Source organism: Citrobacter sp. TBCS-15 (assembly GCF_005280815.1).
Taxonomy (GTDB): domain Bacteria; phylum Pseudomonadota; class Gammaproteobacteria; order Enterobacterales; family Enterobacteriaceae; genus Citrobacter; species Citrobacter werkmanii.
Genome location: NZ_SZWK01000287.1, coordinates 8,952 through 26,159 on the forward strand (window position 1 = coordinate 8,952; position 17,208 = coordinate 26,159).

The 17,208-nt window shown below is 50.5% G+C and carries 27 protein-coding genes; 21 read left to right on the plus strand and 6 right to left on the minus strand.

Annotation, left to right across the window (positions count from 1 at the left end):
- Window positions 1-7 precede the first annotated feature (7 nt).
- The 15 genes from rplF to FDW96_RS15605 all read left to right on the plus strand — a co-directional run bounded on the left by rplF (window position 8) and on the right by FDW96_RS15605 (window position 7,722).
- Entirely contained in the window at window positions 8-541 is a 534-nt protein-coding gene (gene rplF / locus FDW96_RS15535; RefSeq protein ID WP_006687355.1) for a 50S ribosomal protein L6, read from the plus strand.
- Between the two features lie 9 nt (window positions 542-550).
- Window positions 551-904, plus strand: coding sequence for a 50S ribosomal protein L18 (gene rplR / locus FDW96_RS15540; RefSeq protein WP_000358956.1), 354 nt, complete (start codon window positions 551-553; stop codon window positions 902-904).
- Between the two features lie 14 nt (window positions 905-918).
- On the plus strand, window positions 919-1,422 hold the full coding sequence (gene rpsE / locus FDW96_RS15545; RefSeq protein WP_003031131.1) for a 30S ribosomal protein S5: 504 nt from the start codon (window positions 919-921) through the stop codon (window positions 1,420-1,422).
- A 3-nt stretch (window positions 1,423-1,425) separates the two neighbouring features.
- Window positions 1,426-1,605, plus strand: a complete 180-nt coding sequence (rpmD, locus tag FDW96_RS15550) for a 50S ribosomal protein L30 (protein WP_001140434.1) — start codon at window positions 1,426-1,428, stop codon at window positions 1,603-1,605.
- 3 nt (window positions 1,606-1,608) lie between these two features.
- Window positions 1,609-2,043 carry a 50S ribosomal protein L15 gene (rplO, locus tag FDW96_RS15555; RefSeq protein ID WP_042002878.1) on the plus strand — a complete coding sequence of 145 codons (435 nt, stop codon included), beginning with the start codon at window positions 1,609-1,611 and terminating at the stop codon, window positions 2,041-2,043.
- A 7-nt stretch (window positions 2,044-2,050) separates the two neighbouring features.
- A complete protein-coding gene (gene secY, locus FDW96_RS15560) occupies window positions 2,051-3,382 on the plus strand; it encodes a preprotein translocase subunit SecY (protein ID WP_001118864.1) in 1,332 nt (443 codons plus the stop codon).
- Between the two features lie 30 nt (window positions 3,383-3,412).
- Window positions 3,413-3,529 carry a 50S ribosomal protein L36 gene (gene rpmJ, locus FDW96_RS15565; protein ID WP_000868187.1) on the plus strand — a complete coding sequence of 39 codons (117 nt, stop codon included), beginning with the start codon at window positions 3,413-3,415 and terminating at the stop codon, window positions 3,527-3,529.
- A 146-nt stretch (window positions 3,530-3,675) separates the two neighbouring features.
- On the plus strand, window positions 3,676-4,032 hold the full coding sequence (gene rpsM, locus FDW96_RS15570; RefSeq protein WP_003031135.1) for a 30S ribosomal protein S13: 357 nt from the start codon (window positions 3,676-3,678) through the stop codon (window positions 4,030-4,032).
- 16 nt (window positions 4,033-4,048) lie between these two features.
- Window positions 4,049-4,438, plus strand: coding sequence for a 30S ribosomal protein S11 (gene rpsK, locus FDW96_RS15575; RefSeq protein WP_003031137.1), 390 nt, complete (start codon window positions 4,049-4,051; stop codon window positions 4,436-4,438).
- Between the two features lie 33 nt (window positions 4,439-4,471).
- A complete protein-coding gene (rpsD, locus tag FDW96_RS15580; protein ID WP_003031138.1) occupies window positions 4,472-5,092 on the plus strand; it encodes a 30S ribosomal protein S4 in 621 nt (206 codons plus the stop codon).
- 25 nt (window positions 5,093-5,117) lie between these two features.
- On the plus strand, window positions 5,118-6,107 hold the full coding sequence (locus FDW96_RS15585; protein WP_003031139.1) for a DNA-directed RNA polymerase subunit alpha: 990 nt from the start codon (window positions 5,118-5,120) through the stop codon (window positions 6,105-6,107).
- A gap of 40 nt (window positions 6,108-6,147) precedes the next feature.
- A complete protein-coding gene (gene rplQ / locus FDW96_RS15590; protein WP_001216370.1) occupies window positions 6,148-6,531 on the plus strand; it encodes a 50S ribosomal protein L17 in 384 nt (127 codons plus the stop codon).
- Between the two features lie 107 nt (window positions 6,532-6,638).
- Window positions 6,639-7,007 (plus strand): DUF1992 domain-containing protein, encoded by a 369-nt coding sequence (locus FDW96_RS15595; protein WP_137365927.1) that lies wholly within the window; start codon window positions 6,639-6,641, stop codon window positions 7,005-7,007.
- Window positions 7,008-7,017: 10 nt separating this feature from the next.
- Window positions 7,018-7,443 (plus strand): Zn(2+)-responsive transcriptional regulator, encoded by a 426-nt coding sequence (gene zntR, locus FDW96_RS15600; RefSeq protein ID WP_042312097.1) that lies wholly within the window; start codon window positions 7,018-7,020, stop codon window positions 7,441-7,443.
- A 60-nt stretch (window positions 7,444-7,503) separates the two neighbouring features.
- Window positions 7,504-7,722 carry an alternative ribosome-rescue factor A gene (locus FDW96_RS15605; RefSeq protein WP_137365928.1) on the plus strand — a complete coding sequence of 73 codons (219 nt, stop codon included), beginning with the start codon at window positions 7,504-7,506 and terminating at the stop codon, window positions 7,720-7,722.
- Here the strand turns inward: FDW96_RS15605 and mscL are convergent.
- From mscL to def, 5 genes are all read right to left on the minus strand, one after another.
- A complete protein-coding gene (gene mscL / locus FDW96_RS15610) occupies window positions 7,719-8,132 on the minus strand; it encodes a large-conductance mechanosensitive channel protein MscL (RefSeq protein ID WP_003031152.1) in 414 nt (137 codons plus the stop codon). The genes FDW96_RS15605 and mscL overlap by 4 nt on opposite strands.
- Window positions 8,133-8,273: 141 nt before the next feature.
- A complete protein-coding gene (trkA, locus tag FDW96_RS15615; RefSeq protein ID WP_006687350.1) occupies window positions 8,274-9,650 on the minus strand; it encodes a Trk system potassium transporter TrkA in 1,377 nt (458 codons plus the stop codon).
- A 21-nt stretch (window positions 9,651-9,671) separates the two neighbouring features.
- Complete coding sequence (gene rsmB, locus FDW96_RS15620; RefSeq protein WP_042312122.1) at window positions 9,672-10,961, minus strand: 16S rRNA (cytosine(967)-C(5))-methyltransferase RsmB; 1,290 nt, start codon at window positions 10,959-10,961, stop codon at window positions 9,672-9,674.
- A 51-nt stretch (window positions 10,962-11,012) separates the two neighbouring features.
- Window positions 11,013-11,960, minus strand: coding sequence for a methionyl-tRNA formyltransferase (gene fmt / locus FDW96_RS15625; protein ID WP_042312102.1), 948 nt, complete (start codon window positions 11,958-11,960; stop codon window positions 11,013-11,015).
- Window positions 11,961-11,974: 14 nt separating this feature from the next.
- Complete coding sequence (def, locus tag FDW96_RS15630) at window positions 11,975-12,484, minus strand: peptide deformylase (RefSeq protein ID WP_038634641.1); 510 nt, start codon at window positions 12,482-12,484, stop codon at window positions 11,975-11,977.
- A 129-nt stretch (window positions 12,485-12,613) separates the two neighbouring features.
- Here def and dprA point away from each other — a divergent pair, with 129 nt between their 5' ends.
- From dprA to FDW96_RS15660, 6 genes are read left to right on the plus strand one after another with little or no spacing between them, the layout of a single operon-like run.
- A complete protein-coding gene (gene dprA / locus FDW96_RS15635) occupies window positions 12,614-13,738 on the plus strand; it encodes a DNA-protecting protein DprA (RefSeq protein WP_042312104.1) in 1,125 nt (374 codons plus the stop codon).
- A complete protein-coding gene (gene smg / locus FDW96_RS15640; RefSeq protein WP_038634635.1) occupies window positions 13,710-14,183 on the plus strand; it encodes a DUF494 family protein Smg in 474 nt (157 codons plus the stop codon). Before dprA ends, smg begins: the two co-directional genes overlap by 29 nt.
- Before the next feature lie 26 nt (window positions 14,184-14,209).
- Complete coding sequence (locus tag FDW96_RS15645; RefSeq protein WP_042312108.1) at window positions 14,210-14,752, plus strand: type I DNA topoisomerase; 543 nt, start codon at window positions 14,210-14,212, stop codon at window positions 14,750-14,752.
- Window positions 14,753-14,756: 4 nt separating this feature from the next.
- Complete coding sequence (gene tsaC / locus FDW96_RS15650; protein WP_042312111.1) at window positions 14,757-15,329, plus strand: L-threonylcarbamoyladenylate synthase type 1 TsaC; 573 nt, start codon at window positions 14,757-14,759, stop codon at window positions 15,327-15,329.
- 1 nt (window position 15,330) lies between these two features.
- On the plus strand, window positions 15,331-16,152 hold the full coding sequence (gene aroE / locus FDW96_RS15655; RefSeq protein WP_137349684.1) for a shikimate dehydrogenase: 822 nt from the start codon (window positions 15,331-15,333) through the stop codon (window positions 16,150-16,152).
- Window positions 16,149-16,406, plus strand: a complete 258-nt coding sequence (locus FDW96_RS15660) for a DUF1488 domain-containing protein (protein WP_061381067.1) — start codon at window positions 16,149-16,151, stop codon at window positions 16,404-16,406. The genes aroE and FDW96_RS15660 overlap by 4 nt, the downstream gene beginning before the upstream one ends.
- Here the strand turns inward: FDW96_RS15660 and FDW96_RS15665 are convergent.
- On the minus strand, window positions 16,382-16,936 hold the full coding sequence (locus FDW96_RS15665; RefSeq protein ID WP_038634622.1) for a gamma carbonic anhydrase family protein: 555 nt from the start codon (window positions 16,934-16,936) through the stop codon (window positions 16,382-16,384). The genes FDW96_RS15660 and FDW96_RS15665 overlap by 25 nt on opposite strands.
- Between the last annotated feature and the right edge of the window lie 272 nt (window positions 16,937-17,208).

Below are 17,208 nucleotides of genomic sequence, written 5' to 3' on the forward strand. Positions count from 1 at the left end.
GGAAAAAATGTCTCGTGTTGCTAAAGCACCGGTCGTTATTCCTGCCGGCGTTGATGTAAAAATCAACGGTCAGGTTATTACGATCAAAGGTAAAAACGGCGAGCTGACTCGTACTCTCAACGATGCTGTTGCAGTAAATCATGCAGATAATGCACTGACCTTCGGTCCGCGTGATGGTTACGCAGATGGATGGGCTCAGGCTGGTACCGCGCGTGCCCTGCTGAATGCAATGGTTGTCGGTGTTACCGAAGGCTTCACTAAGAAGCTGCAGCTGGTTGGTGTAGGTTATCGTGCAGCGGTCAAAGGGAATGTAGTAAACCTGGCTTTAGGTTTCTCTCATCCAGTTGATCATCAGCTGCCGGCAGGTATCACTGCAGAATGTCCGACTCAGACTGAAATCGTGCTGAAAGGCGCTGATAAACAGCTGATCGGTCAGGTTGCGGCAGATCTGCGCGCCTACCGTCGTCCTGAGCCTTACAAAGGCAAGGGTGTTCGTTACGCCGACGAAGTCGTGCGTACCAAAGAGGCTAAGAAGAAGTAAGGTAACACTATGGATAAGAAATCTGCTCGTATCCGTCGTGCGACCCGCGCACGCCGCAAGCTCAAAGAGCTGGGCGCAACTCGCCTGGTGGTACATCGTACCCCGCGTCATATTTACGCACAGGTAATTGCACCGAACGGTTCTGAAGTTCTGGTAGCTGCTTCTACTGTAGAAAAAGCTATCGCTGAACAACTGAAGTACACCGGTAACAAAGACGCTGCAGCAGCTGTGGGTAAAGCTGTCGCCGAACGCGCTCTGGAAAAAGGCATCAAAGATGTGTCCTTTGACCGTTCCGGGTTCCAATATCATGGTCGTGTCCAGGCACTGGCAGATGCTGCCCGTGAAGCTGGCCTTCAGTTCTAAGGTAGAGGTGTAAGATGGCTCACATCGAAAAACAAGCTGGCGAACTGCAGGAAAAGCTGATCGCGGTAAACCGCGTATCTAAAACCGTTAAAGGTGGTCGTATTTTCTCCTTCACAGCTCTGACTGTAGTTGGCGATGGTAACGGTCGCGTTGGTTTTGGTTACGGTAAAGCGCGTGAAGTTCCAGCAGCGATCCAGAAAGCGATGGAAAAAGCCCGTCGCAATATGATTAACGTCGCGCTGAACCACGGCACCCTGCAGCACCCGGTTAAGGGTACTCACACGGGTTCTCGTGTATTCATGCAGCCGGCTTCCGAAGGTACCGGTATCATCGCCGGTGGTGCAATGCGCGCCGTTCTGGAAGTCGCTGGAGTTCGTAACGTTCTGGCTAAAGCGTATGGTTCCACCAACCCGATTAACGTGGTTCGTGCAACTATCGACGGTCTGGAAAATATGAAATCTCCGGAAATGGTCGCTGCCAAGCGTGGTAAATCCGTTGAAGAAATTCTGGGGAAATAAACCATGGCAAAGACTATTAAAATTACTCAAACCCGCAGTGCAATCGGTCGTCTGCCGAAACACAAGGCAACGCTGCTTGGCCTGGGTCTGCGTCGTATTGGTCACACCGTAGAACGCGAGGATACTCCTGCTGTTCGTGGTATGGTCAACGCGGTTTCCTTCATGGTTAAAGTTGAGGAGTAAGAGATGCGTTTAAATACTCTGTCTCCGGCCGAAGGCTCCAAAAAGGCGGGTAAACGCCTGGGTCGTGGTATCGGTTCTGGCCTCGGTAAAACCGGTGGTCGTGGTCACAAAGGTCAGAAGTCTCGTTCTGGCGGTGGCGTACGTCGCGGTTTCGAGGGTGGTCAGATGCCTCTGTACCGTCGTCTGCCGAAATTCGGCTTCACTTCACGTAAAGCAGCGATTACAGCCGAAGTTCGTCTGTCTGACCTGGCTAAAGTTGAAGGCGGTATTGTAGACCTGAACACGCTGAAAGCAGCTAACATTATCGGTATCCAGATCGAGTTCGCGAAAGTGATCCTGGCTGGTGAAGTCACTACTCCGGTAACTGTTCGTGGCCTGCGTGTTACTAAAGGCGCTCGTGCTGCTATCGAAGCTGCTGGCGGTAAAATCGAGGAATAAGTAGCAGATGGCTAAACAACCGGGATTAGATTTTCAAAGTGCCAAAGGTGGCTTAGGCGAGCTGAAACGCAGACTGCTGTTTGTAATCGGTGCGCTTATTGTGTTCCGTATTGGCTCTTTCATTCCGATCCCTGGTATTGATGCCGCTGTACTTGCCAAACTGCTTGAGCAACAGCGAGGCACCATCATTGAAATGTTTAACATGTTCTCTGGTGGTGCTCTCAGCCGTGCTTCTATCTTTGCTCTGGGGATCATGCCGTATATCTCGGCGTCGATCATTATCCAGCTGCTGACGGTGGTTCACCCAACGCTGGCAGAAATTAAGAAAGAAGGGGAGTCTGGTCGTCGTAAGATCAGCCAGTACACCCGCTACGGTACTCTGGTGCTGGCAATATTCCAGTCGATCGGTATTGCTACCGGTCTGCCGAATATGCCTGGTATGCAGGGCCTGGTAATGAATCCAGGCTTTGCATTCTATTTCACCGCTGTTGTAAGTCTGGTTACAGGGACTATGTTCCTGATGTGGTTGGGCGAACAGATTACTGAACGTGGTATCGGCAACGGTATCTCAATCATTATCTTCGCCGGTATCGTTGCGGGACTCCCGCCAGCCATTGCCCATACTATCGAGCAAGCGCGTCAAGGCGACCTGCACTTCCTCGTGTTGCTGTTGGTTGCAGTATTAGTATTTGCAGTGACGTTCTTTGTTGTATTTGTTGAGCGTGGTCAACGCCGTATTGTGGTAAACTACGCGAAACGTCAGCAAGGTCGTCGTGTCTATGCTGCACAGAGCACACATTTACCGCTGAAAGTGAATATGGCGGGGGTAATCCCGGCAATCTTCGCTTCCAGTATTATTCTGTTCCCGGCGACCATCGCGTCATGGTTCGGGGGCGGGACTGGTTGGAACTGGCTGACAACAATTTCGCTGTATTTGCAGCCTGGGCAACCGCTTTATGTGTTACTCTATGCGTCTGCAATCATATTCTTCTGTTTCTTCTACACGGCGTTGGTTTTCAACCCGCGTGAAACAGCAGATAACCTGAAGAAGTCCGGTGCATTTGTACCAGGAATTCGTCCGGGAGAGCAAACGGCGAAGTATATCGATAAAGTAATGACCCGCCTGACTTTGGTTGGTGCGCTCTACATTACCTTTATCTGCCTGATCCCGGAGTTCATGCGTGATGCAATGAAAGTACCGTTCTACTTTGGTGGGACCTCACTGCTTATCGTTGTTGTCGTGATTATGGACTTTATGGCTCAAGTGCAAACTCTGATGATGTCAAGTCAGTACGAGTCTGCATTGAAGAAGGCGAATCTGAAAGGCTACGGCCGTTAACAGTCGCCCGAGAAGTTACGGAGAGTAAAAATGAAAGTTCGTGCTTCCGTCAAGAAATTATGCCGTAACTGCAAAATCGTTAAGCGTGATGGTGTCATCCGTGTGATTTGCAGTGCCGAGCCGAAGCATAAACAGCGCCAAGGCTGATTTATTCGCATATTTTTCTTGCAAAGTTGGGTTGAGCTGGCTAGATTAGCCAGCCAATCTTTTGTATGTCTGTGCGTTTCCATTTGAGTATCCTGAAAACGGGCTTTTCAGCATGGTGCGTACATATTAAATAGTAGGAGTGCATAGTGGCCCGTATAGCAGGCATTAACATTCCTGATCAGAAACATGCTGTGATCGCATTAACTTCGATCTACGGCGTCGGCAAGACCCGTTCTAAAGCCATTCTGGCTGCAGCGGGTATCGCTGAAGATGTTAAGATCAGTGAGCTGTCTGAAGAACAAATCGACACGCTGCGTGACGAAGTTGCCAAATTTGTCGTTGAAGGTGATCTGCGCCGTGAAGTTAGCATGAGCATCAAGCGCCTTATGGACCTTGGTTGCTATCGCGGTTTGCGTCATCGTCGTGGTCTCCCGGTTCGCGGTCAGCGTACCAAGACCAACGCACGTACCCGTAAGGGTCCGCGCAAACCGATCAAGAAATAATCGGGGTGATTGAATAATGGCAAAGGCACCAATTCGTGCACGTAAACGTGTAAGAAAACAAGTCTCTGACGGCGTGGCTCATATCCATGCTTCTTTTAACAACACCATCGTTACCATTACTGATCGTCAGGGTAACGCACTGGGTTGGGCAACAGCCGGTGGTTCCGGTTTCCGTGGTTCTCGCAAATCCACTCCGTTTGCAGCTCAGGTTGCAGCAGAGCGTTGCGCTGAAGCCGTAAAAGAATACGGTATCAAGAATCTGGAAGTTATGGTCAAAGGACCGGGTCCAGGTCGCGAATCTACTGTTCGTGCTCTGAACGCCGCTGGTTTCCGCATCACTAATATTACTGATGTGACTCCGATCCCTCATAACGGTTGTCGTCCGCCGAAAAAACGTCGCGTATAACGCTGTCGTTTCTAGGATTGTTGGAGAAAGAAAATGGCAAGATATTTGGGTCCTAAGCTCAAGCTGAGCCGTCGTGAGGGCACTGACTTATTCCTTAAGTCTGGCGTTCGCGCGATCGATACCAAGTGTAAAATTGAACAAGCTCCTGGCCAGCACGGTGCGCGTAAACCGCGTCTGTCTGACTATGGTGTGCAGTTGCGTGAAAAGCAAAAAGTTCGCCGTATCTATGGTGTGCTGGAGCGTCAGTTCCGTAACTACTACAAAGAAGCAGCACGTCTGAAAGGCAACACCGGTGAAAACCTGTTGGGTCTGCTGGAAGGTCGTCTGGACAACGTTGTATACCGTATGGGCTTCGGTGCCACTCGTGCAGAAGCACGTCAGCTGGTCAGCCATAAAGCAATTATGGTAAACGGTCGTGTTGTTAACATCGCTTCTTATCAGGTTAGTCCGAATGACGTTGTTAGCATTCGTGAGAAAGCGAAGAAGCAGTCTCGCGTGAAAGCCGCTCTGGAGCTGGCTGAGCAGCGTGAAAAGCCAACCTGGCTGGAAGTTGATGCTGGCAAGATGGAAGGTACGTTCAAGCGTAAGCCGGAGCGTTCTGATCTGTCTGCGGACATTAACGAACACCTGATCGTCGAGCTTTACTCCAAGTAAAGCTTAGTACCAAAGAGAGGACACAATGCAGGGTTCTGTGACAGAGTTTCTAAAACCGCGCCTGGTAGATATCGAGCAAGTGAGTTCGACGCACGCCAAGGTGACCCTTGAGCCTTTAGAGCGTGGCTTTGGCCATACTTTGGGTAACGCACTGCGCCGTATTCTGCTCTCATCGATGCCGGGTTGCGCGGTGACCGAGGTTGAGATTGATGGTGTACTACATGAGTACAGCACCAAAGAAGGCGTTCAGGAAGATATCCTGGAAATCCTGCTCAACCTGAAAGGGCTGGCGGTGAGAGTTCAGGGTAAAGATGACGTTATTCTTACCTTGAATAAATCTGGCATTGGCCCTGTGACTGCAGCCGACATTACCCATGATGGTGATGTCGAAATCGTCAAGCCACAGCACGTGATCTGCCACCTGACCGATGAGAACGCATCTATTAGTATGCGCATCAAAGTTCAGCGCGGTCGTGGTTATGTGCCGGCTTCTACCCGAATTCATTCGGAAGAAGATGAGCGCCCAATCGGCCGTCTGCTGGTCGACGCATGCTACAGCCCTGTAGAGCGTATTGCCTACAATGTTGAAGCAGCGCGTGTAGAACAGCGTACCGACCTGGACAAGCTGGTCATCGAAATGGAAACCAACGGCACAATCGATCCTGAAGAGGCGATTCGTCGTGCGGCAACCATTCTGGCTGAACAACTGGAAGCTTTTGTTGACTTACGTGATGTACGTCAGCCGGAAGTTAAAGAAGAGAAACCAGAATTCGATCCGATCCTGCTGCGCCCTGTTGACGATCTGGAATTGACTGTCCGCTCTGCTAACTGCCTCAAAGCAGAAGCTATCCACTATATCGGTGATCTGGTACAGCGTACTGAGGTTGAGCTTCTTAAGACGCCTAACCTTGGTAAAAAATCTCTTACTGAGATTAAAGACGTGCTGGCTTCCCGTGGACTGTCTCTGGGCATGCGCCTGGAAAACTGGCCACCGGCAAGCATCGCTGACGAGTAACCGGATCACAGGTTAAGGTTTTACTGAGAAGGATAAGGTCATGCGCCATCGTAAGAGTGGTCGTCAACTGAACCGCAACAGCAGCCATCGCCAGGCTATGTTCCGCAATATGGCAGGTTCACTGGTTCGTCATGAAATCATCAAGACGACTCTGCCGAAAGCGAAAGAGCTGCGTCGCGTAGTTGAGCCGCTGATTACTCTTGCCAAGACTGATAGCGTAGCTAATCGTCGTCTGGCATTCGCCCGTACTCGTGATAACGAGATCGTGGCAAAACTGTTTAACGAACTGGGCCCGCGTTTCGCGAGCCGCGCCGGTGGTTACACTCGCATTCTGAAGTGTGGTTTCCGTGCAGGCGACAACGCGCCGATGGCATACATCGAGCTGGTTGATCGTTCAGAGAAAACAGAAGCTGCTGCAGAGTAATCTGTAGTAACGTAAAAAAACCCGCCTCGGCGGGTTTTTTTATATCCGCCCTATCCCCACTTATCTACAATATCTGTACTCTTTTTGTTCATCCCCTGGAGCGTTATATGTGGTTACTGGACCAGTGGGCAGAGCGCCATATTATTGCTGCACAGTCTAAAGGCGAGTTTGATGATTTACCTGGTACAGGCGAACCGCTTACGCTTGATGATGATTCCCATATTCCGCCAGAACTTCGGGCCGGATACCGTTTATTAAAAAATGCAGGTTGTCTTCCACCTGAGCTTGAGCAGCGCAGAGAGGCAATCCAACTGCTTGAAATACTCGCGGGGATCCGCAAAGATGATCCCAGTTATCAGGAAGTCAGTCGTCGGTTGTCGCTACTGAAGCTAAAACTTCGACAAGCTGGACTTAGCACCGAGTTTTTACACGGCGAATACGCAGATAAGCTGCTACAGAAGATCAACGACAAATAGCGGAGAGAGCATGTACCGAATTGGTGAATTAGCGAAGCTGGCTGACGTGACGCCGGATACTATCCGTTACTATGAAAAGCAGCAGATGATGGAGCATGAAGTACGTACAGAAGGCGGGTTTCGTCTCTACACGGAAAGCGATCTTCAGCGTCTTAAATTTATTCGTTATGCCCGGCAGCTTGGTTTTACACTGGAGTCGATTCGCGAACTGCTTTCGATCCGCATAGATCCAGAGCACCATACCTGCCAGGAATCAAAAGGGATCGTTCAGGAAAGATTACAAGAGGTCGAAGCGCGCATAGCGGAGCTTCAGGCGATGCAACGATCGTTACAACGATTAAATGACGCGTGCTGTGGTAAAGCACATAGCAGTGTGTACTGTTCTATTCTTGAAGCACTTGAACAAGGTGCCAGCGGGACAATATCAGACCGTTGATTTTTTGCACGGTCAGGTCTACACTCCCGGCGTAAATTACCCCCACAAACTGGAGAGAGTATGAGCCGTTATCAGCATACCAAAGGACAGATAAAGGACAACGCCATTGAGGCGCTTCTGTATGATCCACTGTTCAGGCAGCGCATTGAGAAAAATAAAAAAGGGAAGGGAAGTTATCTACGTAAAGGTAAACATGGCAATCGGGGAAACTGGGAGGCCAGTGGCAAGAAAGTGAAGCACTTTTTTACCACTGGCCTTTTTGTTTCAATGAACGCTTAAGAGCGGTTGTTCTGTTCTTTCAGCAGGTCACGAATTTCACTTAGTAATACTTCTTCTTTAGATGGTGCAGGGGGCGCCGCTGGCTCCTCAGCTTTTTTACGATTCAATTTATTGATCAGTTTGATTGCCATAAAGATAGCAAACGCAACAATAATGAAATCGAAGACATTCTGAATGAATACGCCGTAATGCATGACTACCGCCGGGATGTCTCCCTGCGCATCACGTAACGTTAAAGCAAACTGTTTAAAATCAATCCCACCAATTAACAACCCCAGTGGCGGCATGATGATATCGGCAACCAGTGATGAAACGATCTTACCAAATGCCGCACCAATAATGACACCCACTGCCAAATCGACAACATTCCCGCGCATCGCGAATTCGCGAAACTCTTTAATAATGCTCATTTTATTCTCCCTATGCAGCTGACGTTTATAAGTTTAACAAATGTTTAGGCAATTTCCATTTATGTATTGCGGAAAGGAAAAATTATTAGGCCCTGATAAATAAAGGGAAATAAAAAGGGCGCTATATTAGCGCCCAAATTATTACAGGAAGAAGGGGCTTGGCTGGAATAAGCGCTCGACGTCGGTAATAAACTTTTTATCTGTCAGGAACATAATAACGTGATCGCCCTGTTCAATACGCAGGTTGTCATTGGCAATCATCACATCATTACCCCGTACAACGGCGCCAATAATGGTGCCAGGCGGAAGTTTAATTTCATCAATCGAGCGACCTACCACCCGAGATGTTGTCTCATCACCGTGTGCGACGGCTTCAATGGCTTCCGCTACGCCGCGGCGTAGTGATGAAACACCAACAATATCAGCTTTACGCACATGGCTCAGGAGTGCGGAGATGGTCGCCTGCTGCGGTGAAATCGCAATATCGATCACGCTGCCCTGTACCAGATCGACGTACGCTCTGCGTTGGATTAGCACCATCACTTTCTTGGCGCCCATTCGTTTAGCCAGCATCGCCGACATGATGTTAGCTTCATCGTCGTTGGTCACCGCAATGAACAGATCAACCTGATCGATATGTTCTTCCGCCAGCAGCTCTTGATCCGAAGCATCGCCAAAAAAGACGATCGTATTTTGCAATTTCTCTGCAAGCTCCGATGCGCGCTGCTGATTACGCTCGATCAGTTTGACGCTGTAATCTTTTTCCAGACGCCGCGCGAGCCCCGCACCGATATTACCGCCACCGACTAACATAATGCGTTTGTACGGCTTTTCCAGACGCTGTAGCTCGCTCATGACGGCGCGAATGTGCTGTGATGCCGCGATAAAGAAAACCTCATCACCCGCTTCAACGATGGTAGAGCCCTGCGGGCGAATTGGCCTGTCATGACGGAATATTGCCGCAACGCGGGTATCGATATGCGGCATGTGATCGCGCATTGTCGACAACGCATTACCGATTAGCGGTCCGCCGTAATAAGCTTTCACGACCGCCAGACTGACTTTGCCCTCGGCAAAATTCACGACCTGCAATGCGCCCGGATATTCAATCAGGCGATAAATGCTATCGATAACCAGTTGCTCAGGCGCAATCAGATGATCGATAGGGACAGCATCGGATTGGAATAGCTTGTCCGCATCGCGAACATAATCCGGTGAACGAATACGGGCGATACGGTTAGGCGTATTAAACAGGGAATAAGCTACCTGGCAGGCAACCATATTTGTTTCATCTGAGCTGGTTACGGCAACCAGCATATCGGCATCGTCGGCACCAGCCTCACGCAATACACGGGGATGTGAACCATGTCCTTGCACGACGCGGAGATCGAACTTGTCCTGCAAGCTGCGCAGGCGCTCACCATTGGTATCGACTACCGTGATATCGTTGTTCTCTCCGACCAGGTTTTCAGCCAGCGTACCGCCAACTTGCCCTGCGCCAAGAATGATAATTTTCATCAGTCGCGACCCGTTATCTCATCACTTTTTGATTAGCTTAGCGTAAAAGAAGCCGTCGCCATCTTCTGCACCCGGTAAATTCTGACGTCCTGGCTGCTCTGGCGTACCGGTTTCGCTTAACACCGCATCCAGTGTGCGTGCAAGGAACGCGGCGATCTGCTGTTGGTTTTCTTCTGGCAGAATAGAACAGGTTGCATAGACTAGCGTGCCGCCAGGCTTAAGGTGTGTCCAGGTAGCGTTGAGGATCTCCGCCTGCAACTGAGCGAGTTCGGCAATATCCCGATCGCGACGCAGCCATTTGATATCCGGATGGCGACGGATTACACCAGTGGCAGAACATGGGGCGTCCAGCAAAATACGGTCAAACTGTTGCTCACCGCACCACTGCTGCGGATAGCGACCATCACCCTGCTTCACGGTTGCTTTCATACCCAGGCGTTTCAGGTTGTCATACACGCGAGACAGGCGTTTATCGTCGATATCGACTGCCATCACGTTCGCATCTGGCGCGACCTCCAGAATGTGGGTGGTCTTGCCGCCGGGAGCGCAACATAAATCAAGGATCTGCTCTCCGTTTTGTGGCTGCAGATAGCTGACGCAACCCTGGGCAGAGGCATCCTGAACGGTGACCCAACCTTGCTCAAAACCAGGCAGAGCGAGTACGGAGGCAGGTGTCTCCAGACGGACCGCATCCGGGTAATCCGGATGAGGGAAACCGGTCAATCCTGCTTCGGCGAGTAGTTCCAGCCAGGCGTCGCGCGTATGGTGGTTGCGATTAACACGGAGCCACATTGGCGGGCGTTGGTTATTAGCCTCAAGGATGGCTTCCCACTGCTGTGGATAAGCGGCTTTAATACGTTTTACCAGCCAGGAGGGGTGTAAGAAACGTAGATCGCTTTGTGCGAACTCGGCCAGTAGTTCTTCCTGACGGCGCTGGAACTGGCGTAATACGCCATTGATCAGCCCTTTCAACTGCGGACGCTTAATCACCACGGCGCCTTCTACGGTTTCGGCCAGCGCAGCATGGGGTGGGATACGGGTATGCAGCAGTTGGTAGAAGCCCACCATGATCAGGTAGTGAACGGTACGCTGTTTGCCCGTCATCGGACGTTCCATCAGTTGCTGGATCATCCACTCCAGTTGCGAGAGTGTGCGCAATACGCCGAAGCAAAGCTCTTGCAACAGCGCTTTATCTTTATCGGCAACTTTTTGCTGCATGGCGGGCAGCACGTTGCTTAATGATTGCCCCTTTTCGACAACCTGCTCGACGGTCTGGGCCGCCATACTGCGTAAATTAAGATGTTTTTTCATAAGTGCAAAAATAAAAATGCCCGGTAACACCGGGCTTAAAGAGATGAACCGTCAGGCCAGACGGTTTCCGGGCACAAACCACTCCCGGCGCGAATTAAGCAGATCCTGCGCACTCATGGCTTTTTTGCCTGCAGGCTGCAAAGAGACGAGATTCAGGATGCCGTCGCCTGTTGCAACCTGGATACCCTGACGGGTCGCTTCCAGAATTGTGCCTGGTTCAGCGTTAGCGGGCGTATCGATCACCGTCGCCTGCCAAATTTTTACTGGTTGCTCGTCGATGACGATATAGCTCATTGGCCACGGGTTAAAGGCGCGGATGCAGCGCTCCAACTGAGCGGCCGAAAGTGACCAGTCGATACGGGCCTCTTCTTTACTGAGTTTCTCTGCATGCGTAACCAGTGATTCATCTTGTACCACGGGTTTTATCGTGCCAGCAGCCAGCTGTTTTAGCGTTTCAATCAGCCCCTGAGGCCCCAGGTCTGCCAGCTTGTCGTATAACGAACCGCTGGTATCCTCTGCCGTAATCGGGCATGAGAGCTTAAGCAGCATATCACCGGTGTCGAGACCAACATCCATTTGCATGATGGTAACACCCGTTTCGCTATCGCCAGCCCACAGTGAACGTTGAATCGGTGCTGCGCCACGCCAGCGTGGAAGCAGGGAACCGTGAACGTTGATACAACCCAGGCGCGGCATCTCCAGCACGGCTTTTGGCAGAATCAGTCCATATGCCACTACCACCATCACGTCTGCGTGTAAATCAGCAACCAACTGTTGGTTTTCCTGAGGGCGAAGAGAGACGGGCTGGAAAACCGGTATCCCTTTTTCTTCTGCTAACACTTTTACCGGGCTGGGCATCAGCTTTTTACCGCGTCCCGCAGGGCGGTCCGGTTGGGTAAACACGCCAACGACGTTATGTCCAGAAGACAACAGCGCGTCAAGGTGACGCGCTGCAAAGTCAGGTGTACCCGCAAAAATAATACGTAGTGAGTCTGACACGTTGATTCTTGTCCTTAAGCTCGGGCGTTCAGGCGGTCGAGTTTTTCAACTTTCTGACGAATACGTTGTTGCTTCAACGGAGACAGATAATCGATAAACAGTTTACCGACCAGGTGATCCATTTCATGTTGAATGCAGATAGCGAGCAGGCCATCGGCTTCCAGTTCAAAAGATTTACCGTCGCGATTGAGCGCACGAATTTTTACTTTCTCAGCACGTGGTACTAACGCACGCTGTTCGGGGATAGACAGGCAACCTTCTTCAATGCCGGTTTCGCCATCTTTCTCCAGCAGCTCCGGGTTGATTAAAACCAACTGCTCGTCGCGATTTTCAGAGACATCAATAACAATGATGCGCTGATGGATATCGACCTGTGTTGCGGCCAGACCGATACCCTCTTCTGCGTACATCGTTTCGAACATATCATCAACGATACGCTGAATTTCTGCATTCACTTCTTCAACCGGCTTTGCGACTTTGCGAAGACGCTCGTCCGGAATATGTAACACTTGCAAAACTGACATAGTTATCCAGAGTTGTGTTCAGGAGTTGAAAAGATTATTACCTCTATTCTAGACAAAACCCCCTCTGATTGACAGCATCAGTGACCAATCGCAAAGATTGCCAGGACTGCTTGTGGCAGGGGAGCAGGGATGACCCAAATTGAAATTTGGCTACGTTTAGCGCAAGTGAATGAACTGTATGGTGATGAGATGGTGCGCCTTGCCCACTGGCTCAATGCCCAACCCTGTATTAACAACACGATACTCCAGCACGCAGGATTATCTTCCCGCCAGGCCATGCGCTTTTTAACCTTTTCAGAACAGTTACTGGAAAAAACGCTGCGTTGGTTGGAGCAGCCGAACCACCATTTAGTGGTTGCCGACAGCGAGCATTATCCATCCCAGCTGCGCGTGATTGAAGATTATCCTGGGGTACTTTTCGTTGCCGGTACTCCCGCATGCCTGCATTCATTTCAGGTGGCCGTCGTCGGTAGTCGCCAACATTCATGGTATGGCGAACGTTGGGGGCGATTATTTTGCGAAAAGCTTGCCGCGTCTGGGGTGACGATAACCAGTGGGCTGGCCCGAGGGATTGATGGCGTGGCGCATAATGCGGCGATAAACCGACAAGGCACGAGTATTGCGGTGCTGGGAAATGGGCTTGAGACCATTCATCCACGACAGCATGTCCGTCTCGCTGAACGTCTGATCGAGTCCGGAGGCGCATTGGTGTCTGAGTTCCCATTAGATACGCTCCCGCTGCCGCGCAATTTTCCCCGACGAAATCGCATTATCAGTGGTCTAAGTAAAGGTGTTCTGGTCGTTGAGGCCGCGCAGCGCAGCGGTTCATTGGTCACAGCACGCTGTGCGCTGGAACAAGGACGGGAGGTTTTTGCTTTGCCCGGACCGATTGGGAGTCCAGGAAGTGAAGGTCCACATTGGCTTATTCAGCAGGGAGCCACGCTTGTGACCGCACCAGAGGAAATTCTGGAAAATTTGCAATATGGGCTGCAATGGTTGCCAGATGAACCTGAAAAATCAATTTATTCGCCAGATCACGAAGAGGTGGCATTGCCATTTCCTGAGCTCCTGGCTAACGTAGGAGATGAGGTAACACCTGTTGACGTCGTCGCTGAACGTGCCGGCCAACCTGTGCCAGAGGTAGTGGCTCAACTACTCGAACTGGAGTTAGCAGGATGGATCGCAGCTGTACCCGGCGGCTATGTCCGATTGAGGAGGGCATGCCATGTTCGACGTACTAATGTATTTGTTTGAGACATATATCCATAACGAAGCTGAGCTGCGTGTGGATCAGGACAAACTGGAACGGGATCTTACCGACGCTGGTTTTGATCGTGAAGACATCTACAATGCGTTACTGTGGCTGGAAAAGCTTGCTGATTATCAGGATGGCCTTGCCGAACCTATGCAGCTGGCGTCTGACCCTCTTTCTCTGCGTATTTATACTGCAGAAGAATGTGAACGACTGGATGCGAGCTGTCGCGGATTCTTGCTATTCCTGGAGCAGATTCAGGTGCTAAACCTCGAAACGCGAGAAATGGTAATTGAGCGCGTACTCGCGCTGGATACGGCAGAGTTTGATCTGGAAGACCTGAAGTGGGTAATCCTGATGGTGCTATTCAACATTCCGGGTTGTGAAAATGCCTATCAGCAAATGGAAGAATTACTCTTTGAAGTGAATGAAGGTATGCTGCATTAATCAATCTTCATTCAGTATGAGTTGTTATGGCTAAATCAGCACTGTTTACGGTGCGTAAAAACGAGCCCTGCCCACAATGCGGGGCCGAACTGGTTATTCGCTCTGGGAAACACGGTCCGTTTCTCGGTTGTTCACACTATCCAGATTGCGATTATGTCCGTCCGCTGAAATCATCGGCGGACGGACATATTGTCAAAGTTCTGGAGGGTAAGTTTTGCCCTGCATGTGGCGCTGAGTTGGTGCTGCGACAGGGGCGATTCGGTATGTTTATCGGATGCAGTGACTACCCTGCGTGCGATCACACCGAGCTTATCGACAAGCCTGATGAAACAGCAATAGTCTGTCCTCAATGCCAGACTGGTCACCTGGTCCAGCGGCGTTCACGTTATGGCAAAACTTTTTACTCCTGCGATCGCTATCCGGAGTGCCAGTTTGTCATTAACTTCAAACCGTTAGCCGGAGAGTGTCCAGAGTGCCATTACCCGCTACTCATCGAAAAGAAAACCGCGCAGGGTGTGAAGCATTTCTGTGCCAGTAAACAATGTGGAAAGCCGATTTCGGCGGAATAAAAAAGTGAATAATAACCTGCCCACAGGCCCTATCGCTGCTGCAATAGAGGTACTGAACCAAGAGAAAGTCATCGCCTATCCAACAGAAGCTGTATTTGGTGTCGGCTGCGATCCCGACAGCGAAACGGCAGTAAGTCGTTTGTTGGAACTAAAACAACGCCCGGTCGAGAAAGGCCTAATTTTGATTGCGGCTAACTTTGAGCAACTTAAGCCCTATATTGACGATAGCTCGCTTACTGATGCTCAACGCGAGGCTATCTTCGCTCGCTGGCCGGGTCCTGTCACCTTCGTTTTCCCGGCACTTGCGTCTACACCTCGTTGGTTGACCGGTCGTTTTGATTCGCTGGCCGTGCGTGTCACAGATCATCCGCTGGTGGTTGCACTGTGCCAGGCTTATGGCAAACCTATAGTTTCCACCAGTGCAAATTTGAGTGGCTTACCGCCTTGCCGAACGGTAGAGGAAGTCCGCGCGCAGTTTGGTACAGACTTTCCCGTTGTTGAAGGAGAGACCGGAGGGCGTTTGAATCCTTCGGAGATCCGTGATGCACTGACGGGTGAACAGTTTCGACAGGGGTAATATGAAAGAAGCCTATGCTGTTTTTGGTAATCCGATAGCGCACAGTAAATCGCCTTTTATTCATCAGCAATTTGCAGAGCAGCTGAAGATTGATTACTCCTATGGACGTGTACTGGCGCCGATCAATGACTTTGCGAATTCGCTGAACGCCTTTTTTGCTGAGGGGGGTAAGGGAGCAAATGTCACCGTTCCTTTTAAAGAAGAGGCGTTTGCGCGTGCCGATGAATTAACAGACCGGGCATCGCTAGCTGGAGCAGTTAACACCCTTAAACGGCTGGAGGATGGACGTTTGCTGGGAGATAACACGGATGGTATCGGTTTATTAAGCGATCTTGAGCGTTTATCTTTCATTCGTCCCGGATCGCGAATTCTGCTGATTGGTGCGGGCGGTGCATCCCGTGGGGTATTGCTACCTCTTCTTTCAATGGATTGTGCGGTAACCATTGTTAATCGTACGGCCTCCCGCGCTGAAGAACTGGCACAGCTCTTCTCTCATACCGGTAGCGTGCAGGCAGTGGAAATGGACGAACTTGATAATCACCGCTTTGATCTGATTATTAACGCGACGTCCAGCGGTATTAGCGGTGAGGTCCCGTCTATTCCGGCATCTCTTATCCATCCCTCCGCCTACTGCTACGACATGTTTTATCAGAAAGGGAATACGCCGTTCCTTTCCTGGTGTGAAAAGCATGGGGCGAAACAGTATGCCGATGGTCTGGGGATGCTGGTGGGACAAGCTGCACATGCTGTTTTGCTCTGGCATGGCGTTTTACCCCAGATTGAGCCGGTCATTAAAAGCATGCAACAGGAATTGTCGGCATGAATCAGGCGATCCAGTTTCCCGATCGAGAAGAATGGCGGACGGATGTAAATGCCATTGTTTTCCCTGCAATGGTTCATGGGATGCAGTTAACATGTGCCATATCGGGAAAGATGTTGGCGTCCCGCTTTGGCGGTGAGACGCCTGAACAGTGGCTGGAAACCTTTCGATTACATCGCTGGGACCTGGAGGAAGAGGCCGAAGCATTGATCCAGGACCAGCAGGAAGACGCTCAGGGTTGGGTGTGGTTACTCTGACTTAAATACTCATCTTTCCACTTAACATAGTTGTTAGCTGAGTATTGCAAGCCTGCTTTCTCTTCATCACTCAATGGACGGATCTGCTTAACCGGGCTTCCCAGGTACAGATATCCACTCTCCAGGCGTTTGTTTTGCGGAACCAGGCTTCCCGCCCCAATCATAACGTCGTCTTCAACAACGACACCGTCCAACAGAATCGATCCCATGCCGACTAATACGCGGTTACCAATGGTACAACCGTGCAGCATGACTTTATGACCAACTGTGACATCTTCACCTACGATCAGCGGATTACCCTGTGGATTGGATGTAGATTTATGCGTGACATGTAGAACGCTGCCGTCCTGAATGTTTGTACGCGCACCGATTTGCACGTAGTTCACATCGCCACGGATCGCGACCAGTGGCCAAATTCCGACATCATCAGCCAAACGGGCATCACCAATGACGACGCTACTGGTGTCGATCATCACGCGTTTTCCGATCTGTGGGAAAAGATCCTTATAAGGGCGCAGTACATCAGACATGTTTACCTCAGCGAAAATAGAGCGGTAATGAAGACTTTGGTTGGATTATCGAGACTGTGCAAGTGATTTATCTATCAAAAATCAGCCAAATTGCGCAGGAATATAGCGAAAGGGGTGAAAAACAAGCATTCAGCAAAAAAGATCCAAAAAACACTTGTGCTAAAAAATGGGATCCCTATAATGCGCCTCCATCGACACGGTGGATGTGAATCACTTCACGCAAACAGCCGGTCGGTTGAAGAGAAAAACCTGAAAATGAGGGTTGACTCTGA

Bases quoted from the DNA above. Each gene is read 5' to 3' on its own strand.
- rplF (WP_006687355.1), top strand. From the start codon at position 8: ATGTCTCGTGTTGCTAAAGCACCGGTCGTTATTCCTGCCGGCGTTGAT.
- rplR (WP_000358956.1), top strand. From the start codon at position 551: ATGGATAAGAAATCTGCTCGTATCCGTCGTGCGACCCGCGCACGCCGC.
- rpsE (WP_003031131.1), top strand. From the start codon at position 919: ATGGCTCACATCGAAAAACAAGCTGGCGAACTGCAGGAAAAGCTGATC.
- rpmD (WP_001140434.1), top strand. From the start codon at position 1,426: ATGGCAAAGACTATTAAAATTACTCAAACCCGCAGTGCAATCGGTCGT.
- rplO (WP_042002878.1), top strand. From the start codon at position 1,609: ATGCGTTTAAATACTCTGTCTCCGGCCGAAGGCTCCAAAAAGGCGGGT.
- secY (WP_001118864.1), top strand. From the start codon at position 2,051: ATGGCTAAACAACCGGGATTAGATTTTCAAAGTGCCAAAGGTGGCTTA.
- rpmJ (WP_000868187.1), top strand. From the start codon at position 3,413: ATGAAAGTTCGTGCTTCCGTCAAGAAATTATGCCGTAACTGCAAAATC.
- rpsK (WP_003031137.1), top strand. From the start codon at position 4,049: ATGGCAAAGGCACCAATTCGTGCACGTAAACGTGTAAGAAAACAAGTC.
- rpsD (WP_003031138.1), top strand. From the start codon at position 4,472: ATGGCAAGATATTTGGGTCCTAAGCTCAAGCTGAGCCGTCGTGAGGGC.
- FDW96_RS15585 (WP_003031139.1), top strand. From the start codon at position 5,118: ATGCAGGGTTCTGTGACAGAGTTTCTAAAACCGCGCCTGGTAGATATC.
- rplQ (WP_001216370.1), top strand. From the start codon at position 6,148: ATGCGCCATCGTAAGAGTGGTCGTCAACTGAACCGCAACAGCAGCCAT.
- FDW96_RS15595 (WP_137365927.1), top strand. From the start codon at position 6,639: ATGTGGTTACTGGACCAGTGGGCAGAGCGCCATATTATTGCTGCACAG.
- zntR (WP_042312097.1), top strand. From the start codon at position 7,018: ATGTACCGAATTGGTGAATTAGCGAAGCTGGCTGACGTGACGCCGGAT.
- FDW96_RS15605 (WP_137365928.1), top strand. From the start codon at position 7,504: ATGAGCCGTTATCAGCATACCAAAGGACAGATAAAGGACAACGCCATT.
- mscL (WP_003031152.1), bottom strand. From the start codon at position 8,132: ATGAGCATTATTAAAGAGTTTCGCGAATTCGCGATGCGCGGGAATGTT.
- trkA (WP_006687350.1), bottom strand. From the start codon at position 9,650: ATGAAAATTATCATTCTTGGCGCAGGGCAAGTTGGCGGTACGCTGGCT.
- rsmB (WP_042312122.1), bottom strand. From the start codon at position 10,961: ATGAAAAAACATCTTAATTTACGCAGTATGGCGGCCCAGACCGTCGAG.
- def (WP_038634641.1), bottom strand. From the start codon at position 12,484: ATGTCAGTTTTGCAAGTGTTACATATTCCGGACGAGCGTCTTCGCAAA.
- dprA (WP_042312104.1), top strand. From the start codon at position 12,614: ATGACCCAAATTGAAATTTGGCTACGTTTAGCGCAAGTGAATGAACTG.
- smg (WP_038634635.1), top strand. From the start codon at position 13,710: ATGTTCGACGTACTAATGTATTTGTTTGAGACATATATCCATAACGAA.
- FDW96_RS15645 (WP_042312108.1), top strand. From the start codon at position 14,210: ATGGCTAAATCAGCACTGTTTACGGTGCGTAAAAACGAGCCCTGCCCA.
- aroE (WP_137349684.1), top strand. From the start codon at position 15,331: ATGAAAGAAGCCTATGCTGTTTTTGGTAATCCGATAGCGCACAGTAAA.
- FDW96_RS15660 (WP_061381067.1), top strand. From the start codon at position 16,149: ATGAATCAGGCGATCCAGTTTCCCGATCGAGAAGAATGGCGGACGGAT.
- FDW96_RS15665 (WP_038634622.1), bottom strand. From the start codon at position 16,936: ATGTCTGATGTACTGCGCCCTTATAAGGATCTTTTCCCACAGATCGGA.